The organism is Pseudomonas sp. AIG, from assembly GCF_977020205.1.
In genome coordinates, this window is sequence record NZ_CDROCK010000042.1 from 1 (window position 1) to 17,574 (window position 17,574).

General features: G+C 53.2%; 15 protein-coding genes and 1 pseudogene. 10 read left to right on the forward strand and 6 right to left on the reverse strand.

From position 1 onward, the window contains the following. Positions 1-842 precede the first annotated feature (842 nt). Genes ACWR1S_RS21825 through ACWR1S_RS21840 form a run of 4 tightly spaced genes read left to right on the forward strand, consistent with a single transcriptional unit; the run spans position 843 to position 2,533 of the window. On the forward strand, positions 843-1,292 hold the full coding sequence (locus ACWR1S_RS21825; protein WP_454564936.1) for a hypothetical protein: 450 nt from the start codon (positions 843-845) through the stop codon (positions 1,290-1,292). Positions 1,293-1,313: 21 nt separating this feature from the next. Continuing rightward, positions 1,314-1,709, forward strand: coding sequence for a DUF6957 family protein (locus ACWR1S_RS21830; RefSeq protein WP_454564937.1), 396 nt, complete (start codon positions 1,314-1,316; stop codon positions 1,707-1,709). Between the two features lie 41 nt (positions 1,710-1,750). After that, positions 1,751-2,125: a hypothetical protein gene (locus ACWR1S_RS21835; RefSeq protein ID WP_454564938.1), complete on the forward strand. Its 375-nt coding sequence runs from the start codon at positions 1,751-1,753 to the stop codon at positions 2,123-2,125. Positions 2,126-2,137: 12 nt separating this feature from the next. Then, positions 2,138-2,533 (forward strand): hypothetical protein, encoded by a 396-nt coding sequence (locus tag ACWR1S_RS21840; RefSeq protein ID WP_454564939.1) that lies wholly within the window; start codon positions 2,138-2,140, stop codon positions 2,531-2,533. A gap of 296 nt (positions 2,534-2,829) precedes the next feature. Here ACWR1S_RS21840 and ACWR1S_RS21845 read toward each other — a convergent pair whose 3' ends face one another. The 5 genes from ACWR1S_RS21845 to ACWR1S_RS21865 all read right to left on the reverse strand — a co-directional run bounded on the left by ACWR1S_RS21845 (position 2,830) and on the right by ACWR1S_RS21865 (position 10,895). Then, positions 2,830-5,118, reverse strand: coding sequence for a DEAD/DEAH box helicase (locus tag ACWR1S_RS21845; RefSeq protein ID WP_454564940.1), 2,289 nt, complete (start codon positions 5,116-5,118; stop codon positions 2,830-2,832). Further along, positions 5,093-6,388, reverse strand: a complete 1,296-nt coding sequence (locus ACWR1S_RS21850) for an ATP-binding protein (RefSeq protein WP_454564941.1) — start codon at positions 6,386-6,388, stop codon at positions 5,093-5,095. The genes ACWR1S_RS21845 and ACWR1S_RS21850 overlap by 26 nt, the downstream gene beginning before the upstream one ends. Continuing rightward, the gene (locus ACWR1S_RS21855) at positions 6,385-8,832 is read right to left on the reverse strand and encodes a tellurite resistance TerB family protein (RefSeq protein ID WP_454564942.1); all 2,448 of its coding nucleotides are present in this window, start codon (positions 8,830-8,832) and stop codon (positions 6,385-6,387) included. The genes ACWR1S_RS21850 and ACWR1S_RS21855 overlap by 4 nt, the downstream gene beginning before the upstream one ends. A gap of 364 nt (positions 8,833-9,196) precedes the next feature. Further along, on the reverse strand, positions 9,197-10,477 hold the full coding sequence (locus tag ACWR1S_RS21860) for a Y-family DNA polymerase (RefSeq protein WP_454564943.1): 1,281 nt from the start codon (positions 10,475-10,477) through the stop codon (positions 9,197-9,199). Continuing rightward, a complete protein-coding gene (locus ACWR1S_RS21865; protein ID WP_454564944.1) occupies positions 10,464-10,895 on the reverse strand; it encodes a LexA family protein in 432 nt (143 codons plus the stop codon). Before ACWR1S_RS21865 ends, ACWR1S_RS21860 begins: the two co-directional genes overlap by 14 nt. A 99-nt stretch (positions 10,896-10,994) precedes the next feature. Between ACWR1S_RS21865 and ACWR1S_RS21870 the strand changes: the two genes are divergently transcribed. Next, complete coding sequence (locus ACWR1S_RS21870; RefSeq protein ID WP_454564945.1) at positions 10,995-11,705, forward strand: SOS response-associated peptidase family protein; 711 nt, start codon at positions 10,995-10,997, stop codon at positions 11,703-11,705. A 256-nt stretch (positions 11,706-11,961) separates the two neighbouring features. Next, complete coding sequence (locus ACWR1S_RS21875) at positions 11,962-12,621, forward strand: hypothetical protein (protein WP_454564946.1); 660 nt, start codon at positions 11,962-11,964, stop codon at positions 12,619-12,621. A gap of 146 nt (positions 12,622-12,767) precedes the next feature. Here the strand turns inward: ACWR1S_RS21875 and ACWR1S_RS21880 are convergent, their stop codons facing one another. Beyond that, positions 12,768-13,667: a LysR family transcriptional regulator gene (locus ACWR1S_RS21880; RefSeq protein WP_454564947.1), complete on the reverse strand. Its 900-nt coding sequence runs from the start codon at positions 13,665-13,667 to the stop codon at positions 12,768-12,770. A gap of 113 nt (positions 13,668-13,780) precedes the next feature. On the opposite strand from ACWR1S_RS21880, the gene ACWR1S_RS21885 reads away from it, so the two are divergent. The 4 genes and pseudogenes from ACWR1S_RS21885 to ACWR1S_RS21900 all read left to right on the forward strand — a co-directional run bounded on the left by ACWR1S_RS21885 (position 13,781) and on the right by ACWR1S_RS21900 (position 17,566). Next, positions 13,781-14,389 carry an FMN-dependent NADH-azoreductase gene (locus tag ACWR1S_RS21885; RefSeq protein WP_454564948.1) on the forward strand — a complete coding sequence of 203 codons (609 nt, stop codon included), beginning with the start codon at positions 13,781-13,783 and terminating at the stop codon, positions 14,387-14,389. Positions 14,390-14,428: 39 nt separating this feature from the next. Then, positions 14,429-15,025: pseudogene (locus tag ACWR1S_RS21890) on the forward strand (NADPH-dependent F420 reductase); the annotation flags it as partial. Between the two features lie 10 nt (positions 15,026-15,035). Then, positions 15,036-15,881 carry a pirin family protein gene (locus ACWR1S_RS21895; RefSeq protein WP_454564949.1) on the forward strand — a complete coding sequence of 282 codons (846 nt, stop codon included), beginning with the start codon at positions 15,036-15,038 and terminating at the stop codon, positions 15,879-15,881. A 179-nt stretch (positions 15,882-16,060) separates the two neighbouring features. Continuing rightward, positions 16,061-17,566, forward strand: a complete 1,506-nt coding sequence (locus ACWR1S_RS21900) for a DUF1254 domain-containing protein (protein ID WP_454564990.1) — start codon at positions 16,061-16,063, stop codon at positions 17,564-17,566. Positions 17,567-17,574: the final 8 nt, after the last annotated feature.

A 17,574-nucleotide genomic window follows, 5' to 3' on the forward strand; every position in this document is an offset into this window, starting at 1 on the left:
TGCAAGTGCAAGTGCAAGTGCAAGTGCAAGTGCAAGTGCAAGTGCAAGTGCAAGTGCAAGTCCTATGCCTCTGCAATCTCCTCTCGCGTCATCGAGCAGGCTAACGCTCTAACAACTCAATTCTAGTCAACGACGCAGAGCGCGCTCAAGGCAGGGCATTCCTCAACTTTCCAGAAATCACTGGCTACTTTTTCGTCCAGTATTCTCTGACCGTGGTCAATGCAAGTCCCAGTGTCTCGGCAGTCTGCCGTTGAGTCGCACCGGTCGATTTGAGACTCAGCACGGCTCTCTCATTCTCAGCATTCAACGGCTTACCCCGACCCCGCTTTATAAGCGAGCCATTCCCGTCAAATTGCTCGCTGAGCGCTTCCATTCCTCTACCAGCGTGAAAATCTGATACCTCGACCTCAGCTTCACGCATCACTTCAAGAGGCTGCTTTCCCTCTTGGTGAGCAATGCACAAGCTAAGCATCGCCACCGGACTAATCCCAAGCGACTCCGCTAGATCTGCAAATTGCTCAAGGGTGATGCTCGTCTGGGCATTTTCCAGCGCACTTACCTTTCGCCGGTGTGTGGCATCCGAGACGTCGGCGTACTTCGCACGTCGTATTACGCGGAGCGCACGAAGCACTCCTGCAAATGCGATTCTCAATTCCATGACTTGCCCAAAAGTCAGGATATAGCCACAATTGACCAGTACGAATAAACGTCAATATCGTGTATTATCCGCCAGTTACGGCTAACGTCAGCGCCAGCTATCCCGCGATATTGAGCCGTGGCGCATTGACCCTTGCCCTCAAACCTCAATGCATCGCCGTCGCGATGGATTTAACGAGAACCCGATGTTTAGAACAGACGATAATGATTTGGCAGGCGTCCCAGGAGTTTTCGGGGAGGGCCTTGCGCACTGGCATGCAGTTTCCAGGATGCTCAGGAAGCACTGGTTCCACCTCACTGTAAAAATGATCGTGAAGGGCAGGGCGCATGAGTTTGAGCTGATGGTCAATGACGAGCCCAAGCTCCAACAAGTGCTCAAGTCGCAAGACGATGAGGTCTTCGTCAAAGATATTCAGATTGTCACACCAGCTAACATGAATGGTGGCGACGCTTGGCGGATGGAGAAGGTCGTAAGCTTGGCTCTGGCGCACGATTCGGATGGTGACGCCGTCTGTGTAGTGACGGTTGAGGGTGGCTCGATTTACCACGACTCGTATCGTTCCAGTCTGGATGTGACGACGTTGACCAATATTCGACCCCTTTACGATCGCAGCGCTGTGCAAGGCATGCACTGACTTGTCGGAGGAGCAGCGTGAATGGCTAGCGCGGATGATAATGAGCTGTTGAATGATGACCATACTTTTACTGACGGTGTATCGCTGAGCCTAGATGAGGCTCGCGCACTTGTGTCTGACCGCTTTCAGAGGAAAGCTTATTGCGTGGTCGAGCAGTGGACTCTTTTCCAAGCAGACGTATCCGCTGATGATCTGGCCAAGATTCACGCCGCTGGGCATCTTCCATTGGTGGTCTTTGCCCATCGAGTAATAGAAGATAGCCGTGGTCGCTTTCAGCCAGGCGATTGGGTGCGGTCGAGTATGTGCACATCGTTCGACGGTAGCATCCTGGCTGAGACGAAGAACACGGTGTATGTATTGGTCGGCCCAGGTCGACGTCAAACGGCGAGTCTCAAAACGATTTTCTCTTTTTTCTGATCGCGTACAGCAGTGGTCAGTCCATCTGGTAAGGACACTTAATGCCCGGCTCCATCGATGTAGATTTTCACAGCAAACAGCATTCTGACTTTGATCTCCAGTGCATAGCCGGAGCCGTTTCCCAAGGCTTCGCTGAACCGGTTACTGCCTACCTCACTGAAGCCTTCATTAAGTCCCGGACATGTGTTGGAGTGGTATTCGGACATCAAGGCGATGACGCTCATGGAAGGTTTGAAGATGGTCGCATTATTCAAACTGGTGTTGTGGTGATAGCGCAGAAGGAGGGTGGATATTGGGTGTTATCAGATGAGGCGGGCGGCAGGTACGTGCTTGTTACATTTCGACCGGATGGTGGAAGCGAGAGTCTGCTGAATTACCTAAGAACGGCAGAACCGCAACCAGAGCGATCTTGCTGAGCTGAGCTGTACATGAACGATACTCCAACAAACGGCCATGCCTTACCTGAAATCAAGATTGAAGAGTTCAGAGCGCGTTATCCGCAGCTTTTCTCGGATCCTAGAGTCGATGAGATCTACTGTGATCCAGGTTGGCGCGGTCTACTCTTGGCTCTTTGCGATACTCTGCAGGAGCATCTAACACGGCATCCTAATGTCGTGCCGGTGACTGTAGGTCAGATCAAATCAAAATTCGGCGAGCTTCATTTCTTTTATGAAGGTGGTGATGCGTACTGCCGTGGAGCAGTTGATTTGGCAGCCGGGCTTTCGCTGAAAACTTGTGAAAGGTGCGGGGCTCCTGGCAGGCTTATAGAAGGGCAGTGGGTTAGCACGCTGTGTTCGACCCACGACGGTAGCAGTACTGAATAAAGCCGAGGATCCGACTGATTTAACTGGGGTGGCGTGCCGCTTTCGCGGACGGTTGTCGTAAACCGAGCCACTACGCGTCTCGGCCCTGCCGGGCTTCCATCCTCACGTCTTCGGCCGAAGGCCTACGCGCTCCGCTTGCGGGTGGATGAGCCACGCTCCGGTCAATGCTCCATGAAGCGGAGTGCATTTTGATCAGACGGCTGAACCTCATCGGCCTGATCGATAGGTTTCGCCCTTGCTGACGACAGTATTCTGAATTCACGCGCGGACACGAACTCGGCTACGTGAACTCAGTGTTAATGGACGGTAGTGCTTTCAAAGGCGCCTCCACTGGGCAGCCACCGAGTAGTGAAGAACTTTGCAAACTCTACCGCACCTTTGAAATTCAACTGAGATGACGCATAGGATTTCATGAGTAGTGAACGGGGCAGCGTCCAATCCCACTTTTCCCTGATGAGATTCTCGACTCCTTCTAGTAAGGCTTCGATGTCGTCAGGGTCTAGCTCAGCGATCCTAGCGAGGGCGTCAGCGACATTTTTTTGTGACCCGCCGACGGACAACGCAAGACCTGAGCTCTCGCAACTCATTCCCACATGATTGAACATGAGCACCAGAGCGTCATTGGTTTGGTCACCACGCCAGGTCAGTAGATGAGTTTTCGAGTCAGACCCGTAGGTAAATTCATCTGCCAGCCCGAGAGATTTGAAGGATTTACGGGCTTCGCTCAGTAGCTCCTGCGCTTTGCTATCGATGAAGGGGCAGGGCGTAGTTTCGGTCAGTACGGCCCGCATCTCCTCTCTCACATGGTCATGTACCATCGCACCAAGCCCGTCGAATTGGGGTGGCTGACCGCCCCGAGCGGCGGTTACGACGATCACCTTTTTTTCGATATCTACATCCAGTACGCGCCAACGCCGGCCACCGAAGATAATTCGCTGCCCCTTCATTAGAGGCCGACTGACAGGTATCGACCCAAGCGGCTTACCTTCGCGTATCAGCCGAAATTCTTCATCGCTTGTGAAGGCGCTGTAGAACTCATAATGGTTGATCAATCGCTCGCCGACTTCTCCCGGTAGCAGGTGACCTGAGCTATCCTGCACGATCAGTTTCTTCTCGCCGAGTCCCTTCAGTAGAGCAAAGAAGTCGGGCTTGGAAATGCTTTTGAATGTCCCGCTTTCAACGAGACCACCCCATAGCTGAGCAGCGCTTGCGCCGCCTTGCTGGGCGATCACTGACAAGATTTGCTGTACCAGAGTAGAGGCGTGCAAACCTTCAGCTCTTGGTGGCTCGAACCAGTTACCAATAAGCAGCCTGATCATCGCGATGGTTTGGACGAGGTTCTGGCGAAGTAGGTCTGATAACAACGATTGATCTGTAAGCTCACGTTCCTGACAGTAGGCTCGCAGCGTAGCAGGTTCACCGTTCCGGCGACCTGACCGACCTAGACGTTGGCGAAGGCTTGCGACTGATGGCGGAGAGCCTATCTGGACGACTGTCTTGATGTTGCCGATATCTATCCCCAGCTCCAAGGTAGTGGTGCATACAGCAGATGCTGGCGGCGTACCTGCTTTGAGCGCGCGCTCCGTGTCTTCTCGAAGATCTTTCGAAAGGCTGCCGTGATGAGGCAGAAACTCATTGGGCATACCGCTGATCTCACACAGCCGGCGCAACCGATCTGCGTACCATTCCACTTCTTGGCGGCTATTCGGGAATATCAGGTTGTTGCTGCCGCGCAGCACTTTGTACATGTGCGTCGCGATGGCATGCCTGGAGCCAGATTCGTCTTCCTCTTCGTCTCCATCGACGTCTTGGTCGCTGTCGGCGGCCGGTGGTTCTACCTGTCGGAGCTTTTGCATGGGCGGCATCATGTACCCCCGCACTTGCACCTGAAGATTCTGACCAGATGATTTCGATTCAACCACCTGAACTCGTTGAGGGTGCCCAGGCCTGAGAAACTCACTCGCTAGCGACATGTCTCCCAGCGTGGCGGACAAACCGACCCTCGGTAGGGTTCTCCCCGCTACAAGCTCTACACGCTGCATCAATGACTGGAGCTGTTTTCCACGCTCGCTGCCAATGAAAGCATGCAGCTCGTCAACCACGATGTAACGCAGGTTCTGGAACAGCCCGGCCAAACTCGAGCCCCGGTTTACGAACAATGCTTCCAGAGACTCAGGTGTAATCAGCAGGACGCCGCTGGGAGACTTGAGAAACTTGTGTTTTTTGCTTGCTGACACATCGCCGTGCCACGCCACAACAGGGAGATCCAGTTGTTCACACAGTCGACTCAGTCTGTCCCACTGATCGTTGATGAGTGCCTTTAGTGGGCTGATATAGAGGACAGCACCTGCAGGGGCGGGGTGATTCATCAGGTTCGTGAGGATGGGCAAGAACGCAGCCTCAGTTTTACCCGCAGCTGTTGAGGCCGCGATGATCACATCACGGTCAGCATCGACCAGCGCGGAAATCGCCCATTCCTGGGCGTCCCGCAATGCTGTCCATCCTTGGGCCCAAACCCACTGTTGAACGTCTGGATGCAGGCGCTCGAAAGACGAGGATTCAGAGTTTGAAACTGGTGAGCTCATCGTCTGCCTCGATGCTTAGATCCTGCATGGCGCCGTCGTCCTGAGCAATCTGGACAGCGCCTACTAATGTACGCCAGTCCGCTCCAGGGTTCTGCTCCAGTACGGCGAGCAAGTTGATGAACGCCGTAATAGTCGTACGTGGCGTCCGGAAGTAGGCTTCCCCCAATCGTTGGTTGCAGTGCGACATGAAGGCAGGAATTGCCTCATCCGGCATCAAATACTTGTCCGGGTCGCCGTAAGCATAAACGGTGCGCAGCTTTTGAAGCAGTACGTAGAAGTCTTCCGGAGTCAGGCTGCTTAGGCGGATTACTGGCCCGGAAAGGTCGATCAATCCAGATTTGGCAAACGTGTTTTCAGCAAGCCGTGACTGCAAGGCGGGGTAACTGTAGAGCCCGCGACGCGTATCCATCAAAAACTCTGGCGTACCGCCAAGCACGAAACCTAGACCCTCAGTCGAGCCTTGTAAGGAATCATTCAAAATCCGCAAGATCTGTTCGTAGTTGGCGTTGCGTGCCTGGGTGTTCGCAAGCTTGTACAGGTTCACTAGCTCGTCCAGGCAAATCATGAGGCCGCCAAACCCTGCAAGCCGGATGAAGCGCGACAGCAACTTCAGCTGATCGTAGACCGATGCGTCATCAATAATGGTTCGGACACCAAGCGCCGAACGAGCATCTGTCCTGGTAGTAAATTCTCCTCGTAGCCATCGAATGGCATCTGCCTTCAGCTGCTCGTTGCCTTGTTCAAACCCTTGGCAGTATTTGGCAATTACGTCGGCGAAATCGTAGCCGTTTACCATCTCAGTGAGCTCGGCCAGAAATTCGCGAATAACGGCTTCGCTCTCGACACCTCGAGTTTTGGCTTCAGATTTGGCTTGAGAAATGAATTTCTCAACAATACCTTGCAGCGCGCCACCGTCAGGTTTCGTCCGAGTGGACATGTTTTTAGCGAGCTCTGCATACAGAGAGCGTGCTTGTCCTCCGGATGCATGAAGCCTGCGGTCGGGATTCAAATCGGCATGCATTGTGACCAGCTTTCGCTCCATCGCAATGCCTCTGACAAGGTTGAGAAAAAAGGTTTTCCCCGCACCATATTCGCCTACAACGACCCTAAAAGCGGAGCCTCCGTCAGCTAGTCGATCTATATCTTTCAGAAGAGCGTCCAGCTCTCCCGCTCGACCCACCTGAATTAGATGTTGGCCTGCACGGGGGACTACACCGGCTCGCAATGACTGGATGACCGCATCGCGATCTTTGGCGCGTATCGTGCTCATAAGGCTAATTCTTCCAGGATATCTGGGTTGATCTCGATGGGGTCATCCCCCTCGGAGACTGGCATGTCGAACCGTTCAAACGCCATGTCGTTGATGTGCTCGAGAGCGCCATCCAGCATGAGCTCCATATCAGTGGCAACATCTTCCAGCTCTTGGCGGCTCCATTCTCGGCGTGACACGATCATTCGTAGAAACGCTGAGTGTTCTGTGTCGAGCCCATGTACCGTAGCCGCATGATCAGTAGGCTGATCCCGGATATCCAATTTTACGATAGGTGGTTCAGGAGACTCATCATTGAACACCTCTGCCAGCAGTGCTGACACCGCTGCCGTTTCGCGTTGAAGCTGCGCAATTTTGTCCATGTCCAAATTGAAGCCTCGGGAGGCGTCATTAATGCTTGGCGTACCACCGGCCTGGTTAGGACTAGATTCGGCACCAAGTGCGGGCGTAGAGGACAAGTCCCTAGGAGGGTTGATGGCCGCGCCGTGTAAGTCCCCGTAAAGCATCTGTGGATCCAGCTCAAGTGTTTTATATACACGTTCCAGCAGCCTGACTTCCTGAGGCGAAACGTGTCCGTCAGCTTGAGCGAGATGAACGAGGAATCCAGCTATGGTGCGTTTGGCATCGGCATTAAGAGGGCTTAACTTTTTCTTTAGACTCGCCAGAGTAGGCGGCTGCAGAGTTTGGATTTGCAGGTGGGCTTTGAGCCGTTTCCGATGAGATACGCAAAGATGACTCCAGGAATCGATATGCCGCGCTAGCTGGGTCATCTCATCGCTTGAGCTTTCACCATCTACGGCCGCAACAGCGCTTGCCAAATCCAGTGTTACCACAGCAGCGTGATAGTCCGAAGTTGTCCGCAGGCTTCCATCATCGTCACTCGTCGCGAACAATACGATCGTGTCCGAATTTTTGGGAGTACGGCTACCGGATAGTACATCTGGCTCAAAGCCGATACTCAATGACTCGAGGGCTCTTGCCAAGGCTACGGTTGTCCCGCGAGTCAAAGCTCCTGAAGATCCTGAAGATCCAAAGCGCCCTGCCAGATCCCCGAAAGTCATGACCAACTGCTCATCACCGACTTGGAGTTGCAGTTCAGCGATTACATCCTTCGCCGGTGCCGGCCATAGGGCAACCGGCAGATGCAGAATACCCTCCAGATTTGAGGCTCCTTCAGGGTTTCGACCTAGGTATCTGCTGTATGGGTCGAGCACCATCGTGCATTCATCCACTATAGCCTGCAGCTTGTTGCGCGTTGCTGACGTAGCGGAAACATCCGGTATATCACCCAACGCAATTTCGGGAGCGCTTAAGCGGGAAGAGGCGGAACGATAGGCGATCTTGAGCAGAGTCTTATTTTGGGTGAGTACAAGGCCGTTCGGATAGCGGGCGGAATATTGAGCCACGAACAGCGAAGCAAACTGATCCGCGCATCTGCTCACGGCAGTGCGGCGGCTGATGTTAGGGTCTGACTGTACCCATGCCATTGCCCACGCCGCGTTCAAGGGATGTTTGTCCAGAGCCATTTGGCCTAATGCCAGTCGTAGCGCAATCGGCAGTTCAAAGCCATTCGACTCAAATCGAGGCGGTGCATTCAAGTACATCTGCGGTTCCACATCCATGAGTTGTATGTGGTTGAGCAAATTCGACGCGTAGTTTCGAAACGATGAGTTATCCCCGTAGAGGTTTTTGAGACGATCAATCTCATCAGCGATGGTCGGCAGTTCCGAGCGCGCGGCCTCATCTGTAATTGAATCAACGATTACCCGACGCTCGAGACCGTAAAAGAAGATGAAGACATACCCTATATCCACACTGGGTGCACAGCGTCCCTCGGACAGCCATTGCAGGTACCCACGTCGTGCTGCAGGAGAAATTCCACTGTAACTCGGCCAGTAGCCGGTGAGCTTTTCAGTGAGATCCATGTGCGTAGTTTGCACAGGCAGTTGGCCGTCAATCAGCGAGGGCTCATGGTTGAATGTGCGATCTGTTTTCTCAGCAAAGTAGACCATGCGAACCGTAAGAGCCTGACAACCGACATTGATGGTTTCATCTTTTCCAATCCATCGCGCTTTCGGAGATAGATCTTTAGGCCTAGGAATCGTGAATTGCTGCTCAGGCGTGCTCACCCTGATCGTATGGAAATCTGAGCCAGCGCGGTCTCCGCTGAACACATCAAGACTAATTTCAGATTTTTGCTCGTGATTTGACAAGGAGGCGGTCTGACCTATTGAGTCGGCAAGGATATTCGTTTTCAACCGAGGAGGGCGCTTCGGTAACTCTGCCGAAGATTTCTTGATCAGCCAGATGACGCCAGTGATTCCGACCAAAAATGCAACTGTAAGCCGCAGATTCGATGGAGCAGCTGCGATGGCCCCGACCAATATCAGTATCAAGGTCACCACGCGCCACATGCCTGGGCTGCTTTTTTGCATCCGTGCCATCAAGTGCTCCATGAGGTTCGGCTGGCTTATTGGCAGTATCTGCATTTTTTCGATTGGCGCCAAGCATGGCATACGCTGTCAGATTGCACCGGCGGAGGTTGAATTCCTTAGGCGACGGGCGTTTTCTGCCTCTCGTGATGGGACAAAGACTGCCAGCACGAGATCCACCAAGGGCTTTTCAACTCATTGGGTTTAGCTGAAAGCTCCCCGAGCTGATATTCCGACTAGCTTCGCCAACGAACGATGCTGTCAATTTACGGCTGACTGTTTCCGTTATTGGGGCCGCTCGCAACGGCTGCTCATAACCGAAAGCAGCAGTCACGATATCTCGCTGTGCACGTCAGCGTGAGCTTATGTCGGCCTACTACCGAGCCTTCACTGTCCACAGTTGATCCACCTTCGTCGTATAACTCTGGCTCATCAACTCCCGGCGCATAGCCCAATCAGGCGCCGCCGGCACGCTGGCCAGGCGAAGCACTGCCTTTCCCCAACGGCCATTGATCTCATCGAGGACGGTCATCACCTTGTCCGCCGTAACGGGCTGGGAATACGCAAAAAGGTCATCAGTGAACTCACCGGGCTGTCGCAAATCCATCAAGAGAACCTCCGCCTTGCTGTACTTGAAGCCCGGTCGGAAGAGGCGATTGACCGCTTCGGTCGCAGTCTTGGTCATGAGTCGAACATCGTTTGTCGGGTAGGGTAGTTCGGCAAGTGCGCCATTCGCATACTTCGCTTCTTCGGGATTGAACATGCCTGTCCTGATACTCACGCGGATCTTCTTGCACAGCGAGTTTTGCGCTCTGAGCTTTTCCGCCGCACGCTGGGTGTAGGTCGCGACGGCTTCTTTAATCGGCTCGATCTGCGTGAGTCGCGTACCGAACATCCTGCTACAGCAAATCTCCTGCTTGGGTGGGTCAGCATCACCTAATTCCAAGCATGAGGTGCCGGCGAGCTCGCGAGCAGTCTTCTCGATCACCACACTGAATTTCTGGCGAAGCATCGACGGGTCGGCCTTCGCCAAGTCCATTGCGGTCTTGATGCCCATCGTTTCCAGGTGTGCCTTCATGCGACTACCGATGCCCCAGACCTCGCCGACATCGGTGTTGCGCAGCGTCCAGTCCCGTTTGAACGGGTCGCACAGATCCACCACACCACCGGTGATATCTAACAGTCGCTTGGCAGTATGGTTTGCGAGCTTCGCCAGCGTTTTGGTGCGGGCAATACCCACCCCGACTGGAATCCCCGTGCGCTTGAAAAGAGTGGAACGCATATGCCGCCCAAAAGCAGACAGATCGCCTGGGACGCCGGTCAGATCGGCAAACGCCTCGTCGATGCTGTAGACCTCAAGCGCAGGCACCAACGACTCGATGATCGTCATGACGCGCTCGCTCATGTCGCCATAGAGCGCGTAATTACTGCTGAACGCGACAATACCGTTTCGGCGCAGGTGATCTTTGATTTGAAAGTACGGCTGGCCCATTTTCACAAAAGGCTTGGCGTCGTAGCTGCGCGCAATTACACAGCCGTCGTTGTTAGACAGCACCACGATGGGCGTCTTTGCCAGGTCGGGTCTGAACACTCGCTCGCAGCTCGCATAGAACGAGTTGCAGTCAATCAGGGCAAATACAGGTTCACGTGTTGTCATGATCGCGCACGCTGTATTTCACCACACCCCAGATCACCAGCTCATCGCCCTCCATGACATGCCTTGCAGGATATTTTGGGTTCTCCGATACAAGCATCACGGCGTTCTCACGCAGAAGCAGGCGCTTGCAGAATGGCTCCGAGTTCAGCGCGGCGATGACGATATCGCCACTGACCGCATCGATGCTTCGATCAACAACCACCAGATCCCCTGAATAGATTCCTGCGCCCTGCATGCTGTCCCCATCGATTCTCACCAGGTACACATGCGGGGCTCGAATATCGAACAGCTCATCAAGGGAGATGTGCTTTTCGATGTGATCAGCCGCAGGGGAGGGGAAGCCCGCCGGCACCTTGGATGAATAAAGGGGCAGCTTCATACCGCCAGTAGCGAGTGGGCCGAGGATGGTGATGCTCATGATGCAAGCCTTAAAGTTTTAGACTGTACGTATATACAGTTAACGATTTGCTTCGCTTGCGGTCAATCTCAGAAGCATCACTATTCGACGGGTGACAGCATGTGCGGACGCTACTCGATCTACGAATCGATGGATCATTATCTGAAGGAGCTCGCGCCAGAGCAGGTTGTGATCAACGGCTACGATCTTTGGCCAGTAGAGCGATACAACGTCGCACCCTCGACTCGTGTGGAGATCATTCGGCCAGTGGACGACCAATTGAGCGTAGATAAGGTGAAATGGGGATGGTCGCCATTTTGGGCGAAAGGAAAGCGTCCTGATCCGATAAACGCCAGGGTTGAAACAGTCATGGGCGGGAAATTCTTCAGTCAGCTCTGGCCAAACGGTCGCGTGCTTGCACCGGCGAACGGGTGGTTTGAGTGGGTCAATGATCCGGCTGATTCAAAGAAAAAGCAGCCGTACTTCATAACCCTGAGGGAGCAGGCTCCGATGTTCTTCGCTGGTTTAGCAGAGGTTCACCAGGGCTTGGAGCCAGACCCTCGCGACGGCTTCGTCATCATCACCGCCGCCAGCGATCAAGGGATGGTAGATATCCATGATCGGAAACCGCTTGTTTTGGCTCCTGAGCATGCCCGCAAATGGATCTCCTCAGATACTTCGCCTGAACGTGCGCGGGAAATCGCGACGGATCACTGCCGGCCTGTTACCGATTTTCATTGGTACAAGGTACGCAAGGCTGTGGGTAGTGTTCGTAATCAGGGCCCAGAATTGGTTAAGCCGCTCTCAGAGGCGTCAGACCTCGATGAATGATAAACCTGAGTCGTACATCCCTTTGGCTGTAGATGTTGATGGACGGCAACTGGAGCGTTGTCCTGCCTGTCCATGAGTCGTTCTTGTCAGCTTTCATCAAGAACGGACATCGCTTAGATCAACCACCAGTTTTGACACCCGGCATACCTGAGACCGTCCAGGTAGCGGCTGGTACTGTAGAAGTCATATGGTGGGATTATTCGCCCCGAAGATTTGGACACCATTCGGGTGGCCTGACATAAATTAAGGACAAAATATGTTCAGCAAATCTCAGATTATTACCATTCCTGCGCTGATCTCATCGGTACTTTTACTCACCGGCTGCCCGCCACCAGCGTCCTTCACACAATGGAAACGCGCTTCTACCTCTGTAGAGGGCGTCAAGGCCGCAATGGCTGAATGTGGCGACCCTGTAGCAGGGCCACAAAACCATTTCCCAATAAACGAACAAATAATCCACTTCCAGTGTATGCAGCGTCTCGGTTTTACTCGAAAAGACGGCTTTGAATACTGCGACATAATGAAGAATATGCCGGCCTGTGTGGAAGAAAGGCAGGGCCGTCCGCTCAGCTTGTCCCAGCTCGAAGCGTTACCGTTTGTCGAAGATGAAGCATTTCACCCAATCAAGCCTAATTCAGGCCGGGATGAACGTATGCAGGTCTCATGGCGTAAGGCGGGAGCATCACTCCATTTCTCATTCGAGGTAGCCAATGACAGTGAAGCTCTGCCGGTGATGTATGCCTGCGGCTATGCAAAACCACTAGGGTCAAATCTAGATGTCGCAAGCATCGGGCGCACAGCCAAAGTGCAACGTTGCATGATTGATCATGGCTTTGAGCCCAAAAATAAAAATATGGTGGTTTGCAAGACCTACCCAAAGGTGACGGGCTGTTTGTTGACAGCGCCACGGAGCTGACGCAGGTAGAGAACAGAGCTCAGAGGGGTTCGCTTGATAAAGATAAGAAAGCTCCCTAGACGCATGAAGTTTCAATCATCGCCCCGACTGCGTTTTCTAAATTGATTTAACCGATACCAACTTTACGTACTGATTTCGAACATCCATCAAAAAATTGGATTGAGACTGAGCCGGTCAATCAACCACCGTCCAGCAGGGCCAGGCAGTGAATTTGACGCATGGACTGCAGAGATATCTATTTTTATCCCTTCGTGCGGCATGCTCTCCACATCCAACTTAGCCAGAACGCCGTTTGCTAAATCTTGCTCCACCATGTGTAGCGGCATGCTGCCCCACCCAACGCCGTCTCTGATGAAGGCGTATTTAGTGGATAGATCTGCGAGACGCCAAGTCGATGGTGAGATCACCCCGTAATCCTGGCCAGCCAGTAATTCAGACCGATCCGTCAGTACCAGTTGAACGTACTTGGCGAGTTCGTGCTTGGGGATTTTTCCTTTCAGCGCGGAGAGCGGATGGCCAACCGCTGCCACCATCACCAGCGAGAACTCTCCGATACGCTGACTTGAAAGGGTCGGAAACGTGATCGGTAGCGAAGCTAGAATTCCTAAACTGCATCGACCATCAAGGATCGGTTGATAGCCGGCGCTCAAACCCTCGACGAAGATTTTTAAGCGGGTGAGAGGGAATTGTTCCGCGAACTCCTTCACCACAGCAGTGATGGCAGACGTTGGAAAAAATACGTCCACTACCACCGACAACTCCGGCTCCAATCCAGACGTCATGAGCTTGGCACGCGCTTTTAGAGTATCGACAGCTGAGACAATTTTGCGTGCGTCTATCAGCAGTAGGTTGCCTTGGGGCGTCAGTTTGGGAAAACGTCCGGAACGGTCAAAGAGGGTGATGCCAATTTGATCCTCCAAGCCCCCAATCCAGCCGCTTACAGCCGATTGAACTCGGTTCAATTTTCTAGCCGCCGCAGAAAAACTGCCTTCGTCCACAGCGGCAATGAACGTTCTCAGTTGGTCTAGCGACACCCCGTCGAGCATTGTTCAGTCCATCTCAAATAAAGATACATGGCATCTCAATATACCGTCTATTCAGATGCATATGAAAGGGTCATCGTTCAGTTGTCTCTCAAACCGAAAGCTAGGTGAACGTAATGAAAATCCTCCATCTCGATTCCAGCATTCTGGGTGCCCATTCAGTCAGCCGTAACCTGTCTGCGGAGATCGTAAACCGCTTGGTCGAGCTTCATCCTGACAGCCAAGTGGTTTATCGGGATCTCAGTCAAGACCCTGCGCTTCACCTTTCCCCTGAGCATTTGGCTGCATGGCAAGGTTCGGTGACCAAAGACCCAGTGTTGGTGAACGATCTCTTCAAGGGTAATGCCTACCTGCAAGAACTCCTTGATTCGCAATTCGTGGTCATCGGCGCACCTATGTACAACCTGACTATTCCGAGCGTGCTCAAGGCTTGGATTGACCGGGTTGCCATTGCAGGTAAAACCTTCCAATACACCGCAACCGGCCCTGAGGGACTCTTGAAGGAGAAGAGGGCTTACATCGCTTCTTCTCGTGGCGGCATGTACTCGCCCGGCAGTCCTGCGGCGGGTCTGGAGCATCAAGAGAGCTACTTGACCGGGCTCTTGGGCTTCCTTGGCATTACTGACACCCAAGTAGTGCGCGCAGAAGGTTTGGCTATCAGCCCGCAATTCAAAGACGCCGCGTTAATTGGCGCGCTCAAAGAGATCGCCATGATTGGCGCTTGAGCCAACCCTCCAAATCTATTTGAGTCATCGAGGAGTCAAAAAATGAAATACGCCATCATCGGTTCCGGTAATCTCGGATCCGCCATTGCTCGTCAATTTGCCCGTGCCGCTATTCCAGTCGTCATCGCAAACACTCGCGGGCCAGAAACGATCCGTTCACTGGTCGAGGAGTTGGGAGAGGTCGTTACCGCGACCTCCTTGGACGAAGCGCTTTCTGCCGACGTTCTGTTTCTGGCGATTCCGTTTGTTTCTGTAGAGGCGCTCGCTCTCACTCGATCTGACTGGGCTGGAAAAATCGTCATCGATCAGACTAATGCCTATGGCGTCTCTCCGGAAACTTTGGCCGGTCGCCTCTCATCTGACATCGTTGCCGGCGCACTGCCTGGAGCCTTGGTTGTTAAAGCCTTTAATCAGCTGCCTGCTGGCGTGCTAGCACGCGATCCGTCTCAGGATGGCGGACGGCGTGTCGTGTTTGTCTCCAGCAATGAAGAGCAGGCTGCTGTGACAGTGAAGGAGTTGGCTCAGCAACTCGGTTTCTCGCCGATTCTTGTTGGTCGCATTGATGAGGGCGGTCGTCTTTTACATATCCCCGGCCCGCTGGTTCTCCACAACCTGGTGGAGCACCCATTTAAGTAGGTTGATGAGTATGAAAACTGATGAACCAATCCACCTTCGTGACGTGGCTCGTATCGTGAACCCAGAAGCGTCGGAGGGTCGTGTCTTCGGCCATCACGCTCGTCGATTAATTGGGGGAGATACTTCCTTCTCCGATCCCTTCGTAGTGATGGCCGAGGACTGGATGCCTCCCGGTGCATTTCCGCGTCATCCACACCGAGGAATGGAGACAGTAACGTTTGTTATCGAGGGCGCTGTCGAACATTCCGACAGTGCCGGAAATAGCGGCGTGATCTACGCAGGCGATGCTCAATGGATGACTGCAGGTCGAGGGATTTACCACGAAGAAAATGCTCCTTCTGGAACGATTGCTCATACCTTGCAACTTTGGGTGAATATGCCAGCGGCTAAGAAGATGACCTCGCCGCGTTATCAGGACTTGGTGGGCAGTTCTATGCCTGTGAGGCAGGAAGCTGGAGTGGAGGTTCGTGTCTTCTCTGGCCAGTCAGGCGACGTAATTTCCCTCACGCTAAACCATGTGCCAATCACGATGCTGGATGTGCGAATTGAGTCGGGAGCTATGTTTCAACAGAGTCTACCAGCCGATGACAATGCGTTCATTTATGTGCTGGCAGGGGCGCTGAGAATTGGGAATGCGAGAGCACGTGTTACCGCTGGCCAATTGGCGTGGCTGACCCGCTCAGAGGGAAGGGAGCGATCAGAACTCTTGATAAGTGCTGATGATGAGGATGCTCGCTTGCTTGTCTTCTCAGGGCGCCCCTTGCGCGAACCTGTCGCACTAGGAGGCCCATTCGTGATGAACACACCCGAGGAAATTCAACAGGCATTTGATGACTTTCAGACCGGGAAATTTTGAATAGGAAGCTGCTTCAGGTGTTTGTACCTGTTTCAGGACGATTGCGCGCTCAACGGTGAATACTGACGGACTTCAATAGTGGAGAGGAACCAGAATCTAGGCTACACCCATTAGGCAGGAATCCTACGTGCACAAAACGGGTACCGACGCTCGGCGCGGTCTACGGACGAGGTTTGAGTATGGAAGTGACAAAGCGCCAATTCAATAAGCTGTTTTTGGTAGCTGCTGTAGCTGCATTTGGCCGCAATACTGCCATGGCCGAAACGTTGGTCAGCAATCCGCAAGTACCGAAAACAACGTCCAAAGAGGATTTGGCTTTCCGTGCTTTCAGAACGTCCCCCGCCAAGAGTTGGGACGAGCAGCAAGTCTACCAACGGGGTATCGAAGCGGTTATTTGGGCTATGCCTGCCGTTAGCATGGCCTTTTTTCGTGACAGTGCTTTCAAGGCTTACGGAATCACTTATCACGACGTCATTGCCTTCTCTCACCCGGCGCAACCTCGCCATGAACTACTGACATCAAATGCTCAAGTGCCTTACGTTTTCACTTTCTTTGACCTGCGTGATGGCCCTGTTGTGATGGATGTTCCTGCATCCAATGAGCAGTCTCTGCTCTATGGGCAGGTTGTGGATGCCTGGCAAGTCAGCATCGCCGATATCGGGCCGTCAGGAGCAGACAAGGGTACTGGCGGAAAATATCTTTTTACTCCGCCAGGATGGAAAGGAGAGGTGCCGTCAGGTTACCTGCATGTTCCTTCACTCAGTTACAGGCTCAATATGATGCTGCGCTCGGTGAAGCGTGGTTCCGCCACCGACGCCGATGCAGAGGCCTATTCGCATCGACTGAAAGTTTATCCATTGAGCAAGGCAGACGCGCCGACGACCCGCTTTGTCGACGGTTTCGCCAAATCATGGGACAGCCTTCCGCACTACGATATGCGCTTCTTTCAATACATCGTTGATTTGCTCAACGTAGAGCCGGTGCGTGAGCGCGATAAAGTCATGATGGGCATGCTTTACAGTTTAGGTATTGCCCCCAATCTGGCTTTCAGGCCCGACGCGCGCGACACCGTCATCCTTGAGCAGTGCGTAGTGGATGCCCGCGCCATTCTTGAATCGTTTTTCGAAGATTGGGGTAAAGCGATGTCGAAGTTCTACCCCGACCGTCAGTGGGGGTACCTCGCAATAAATCCTAAACACCTCGAAGCCTTCTCCTACGAAACTGACACCACGCTTTATTATGATGATCGTGCGGGCGGCATGTTCTATGGGGCGACCTTCTTACCTAAAAGCCTTGAGGGCGGCGGAGTGTTTTATCTGTGCTCGCTCCGTGATTCCAAAGGTGAGTTATTTAAAGGTGATCGGGCTTACAAGATGCGCGTCCCCAAAGAAGTGCCAGCTAAGGATTTTTGGGCGTTGGTTGCCTATGACCTGGACAGTAAATCTTATATTTTCAATGAGCTGGATCGTGGTGGGCTGTCCAGCTACGACAAAGCCAAGATGAAGCTGAACGAAGATGGCAGTGTCGATCTTCATCTGGGGGCCAAGGCACCGGCAGGCCTAGAAAGCAATTGGATACCCACATCAGGTCGCGACTTCTTTCTGTTCTTTCGTTTTTATGGGCCTGAACAGTCAGTCTTTGATAAAAGCTTTGTGCTGCCCGATGTCGAGAGGCTTGACGCTTGAGCAGCATC

Excerpts from the sequence above, each read along its gene's own strand:
- ACWR1S_RS21865 (WP_454564944.1), bottom strand. The coding sequence starts at position 10,895 with ATGAGCATCACCATCCTCGGCCCACTCGCTACTGGCGGTATGAAGCTG.
- ACWR1S_RS21855 (WP_454564942.1), bottom strand. The coding sequence starts at position 8,832 with ATGGCACGGATGCAAAAAAGCAGCCCAGGCATGTGGCGCGTGGTGACC.
- ACWR1S_RS21860 (WP_454564943.1), bottom strand. The coding sequence starts at position 10,477 with ATGACAACACGTGAACCTGTATTTGCCCTGATTGACTGCAACTCGTTC.
- ACWR1S_RS21840 (WP_454564939.1), top strand. The coding sequence starts at position 2,138 with ATGAACGATACTCCAACAAACGGCCATGCCTTACCTGAAATCAAGATT.
- ACWR1S_RS21885 (WP_454564948.1), top strand. The coding sequence starts at position 13,781 with ATGAAAATCCTCCATCTCGATTCCAGCATTCTGGGTGCCCATTCAGTC.
- ACWR1S_RS21895 (WP_454564949.1), top strand. The coding sequence starts at position 15,036 with ATGAAAACTGATGAACCAATCCACCTTCGTGACGTGGCTCGTATCGTG.
- ACWR1S_RS21825 (WP_454564936.1), top strand. The coding sequence starts at position 843 with ATGTTTAGAACAGACGATAATGATTTGGCAGGCGTCCCAGGAGTTTTC.
- ACWR1S_RS21900 (WP_454564990.1), top strand. The coding sequence starts at position 16,061 with ATGGAAGTGACAAAGCGCCAATTCAATAAGCTGTTTTTGGTAGCTGCT.
- ACWR1S_RS21835 (WP_454564938.1), top strand. The coding sequence starts at position 1,751 with ATGCCCGGCTCCATCGATGTAGATTTTCACAGCAAACAGCATTCTGAC.
- ACWR1S_RS21830 (WP_454564937.1), top strand. The coding sequence starts at position 1,314 with ATGGCTAGCGCGGATGATAATGAGCTGTTGAATGATGACCATACTTTT.
- ACWR1S_RS21875 (WP_454564946.1), top strand. The coding sequence starts at position 11,962 with ATGTTCAGCAAATCTCAGATTATTACCATTCCTGCGCTGATCTCATCG.
- ACWR1S_RS21850 (WP_454564941.1), bottom strand. The coding sequence starts at position 6,388 with ATGAGCACGATACGCGCCAAAGATCGCGATGCGGTCATCCAGTCATTG.
- ACWR1S_RS21845 (WP_454564940.1), bottom strand. The coding sequence starts at position 5,118 with ATGAGCTCACCAGTTTCAAACTCTGAATCCTCGTCTTTCGAGCGCCTG.
- ACWR1S_RS21870 (WP_454564945.1), top strand. The coding sequence starts at position 10,995 with ATGTGCGGACGCTACTCGATCTACGAATCGATGGATCATTATCTGAAG.
- ACWR1S_RS21880 (WP_454564947.1), bottom strand. The coding sequence starts at position 13,667 with ATGCTCGACGGGGTGTCGCTAGACCAACTGAGAACGTTCATTGCCGCT.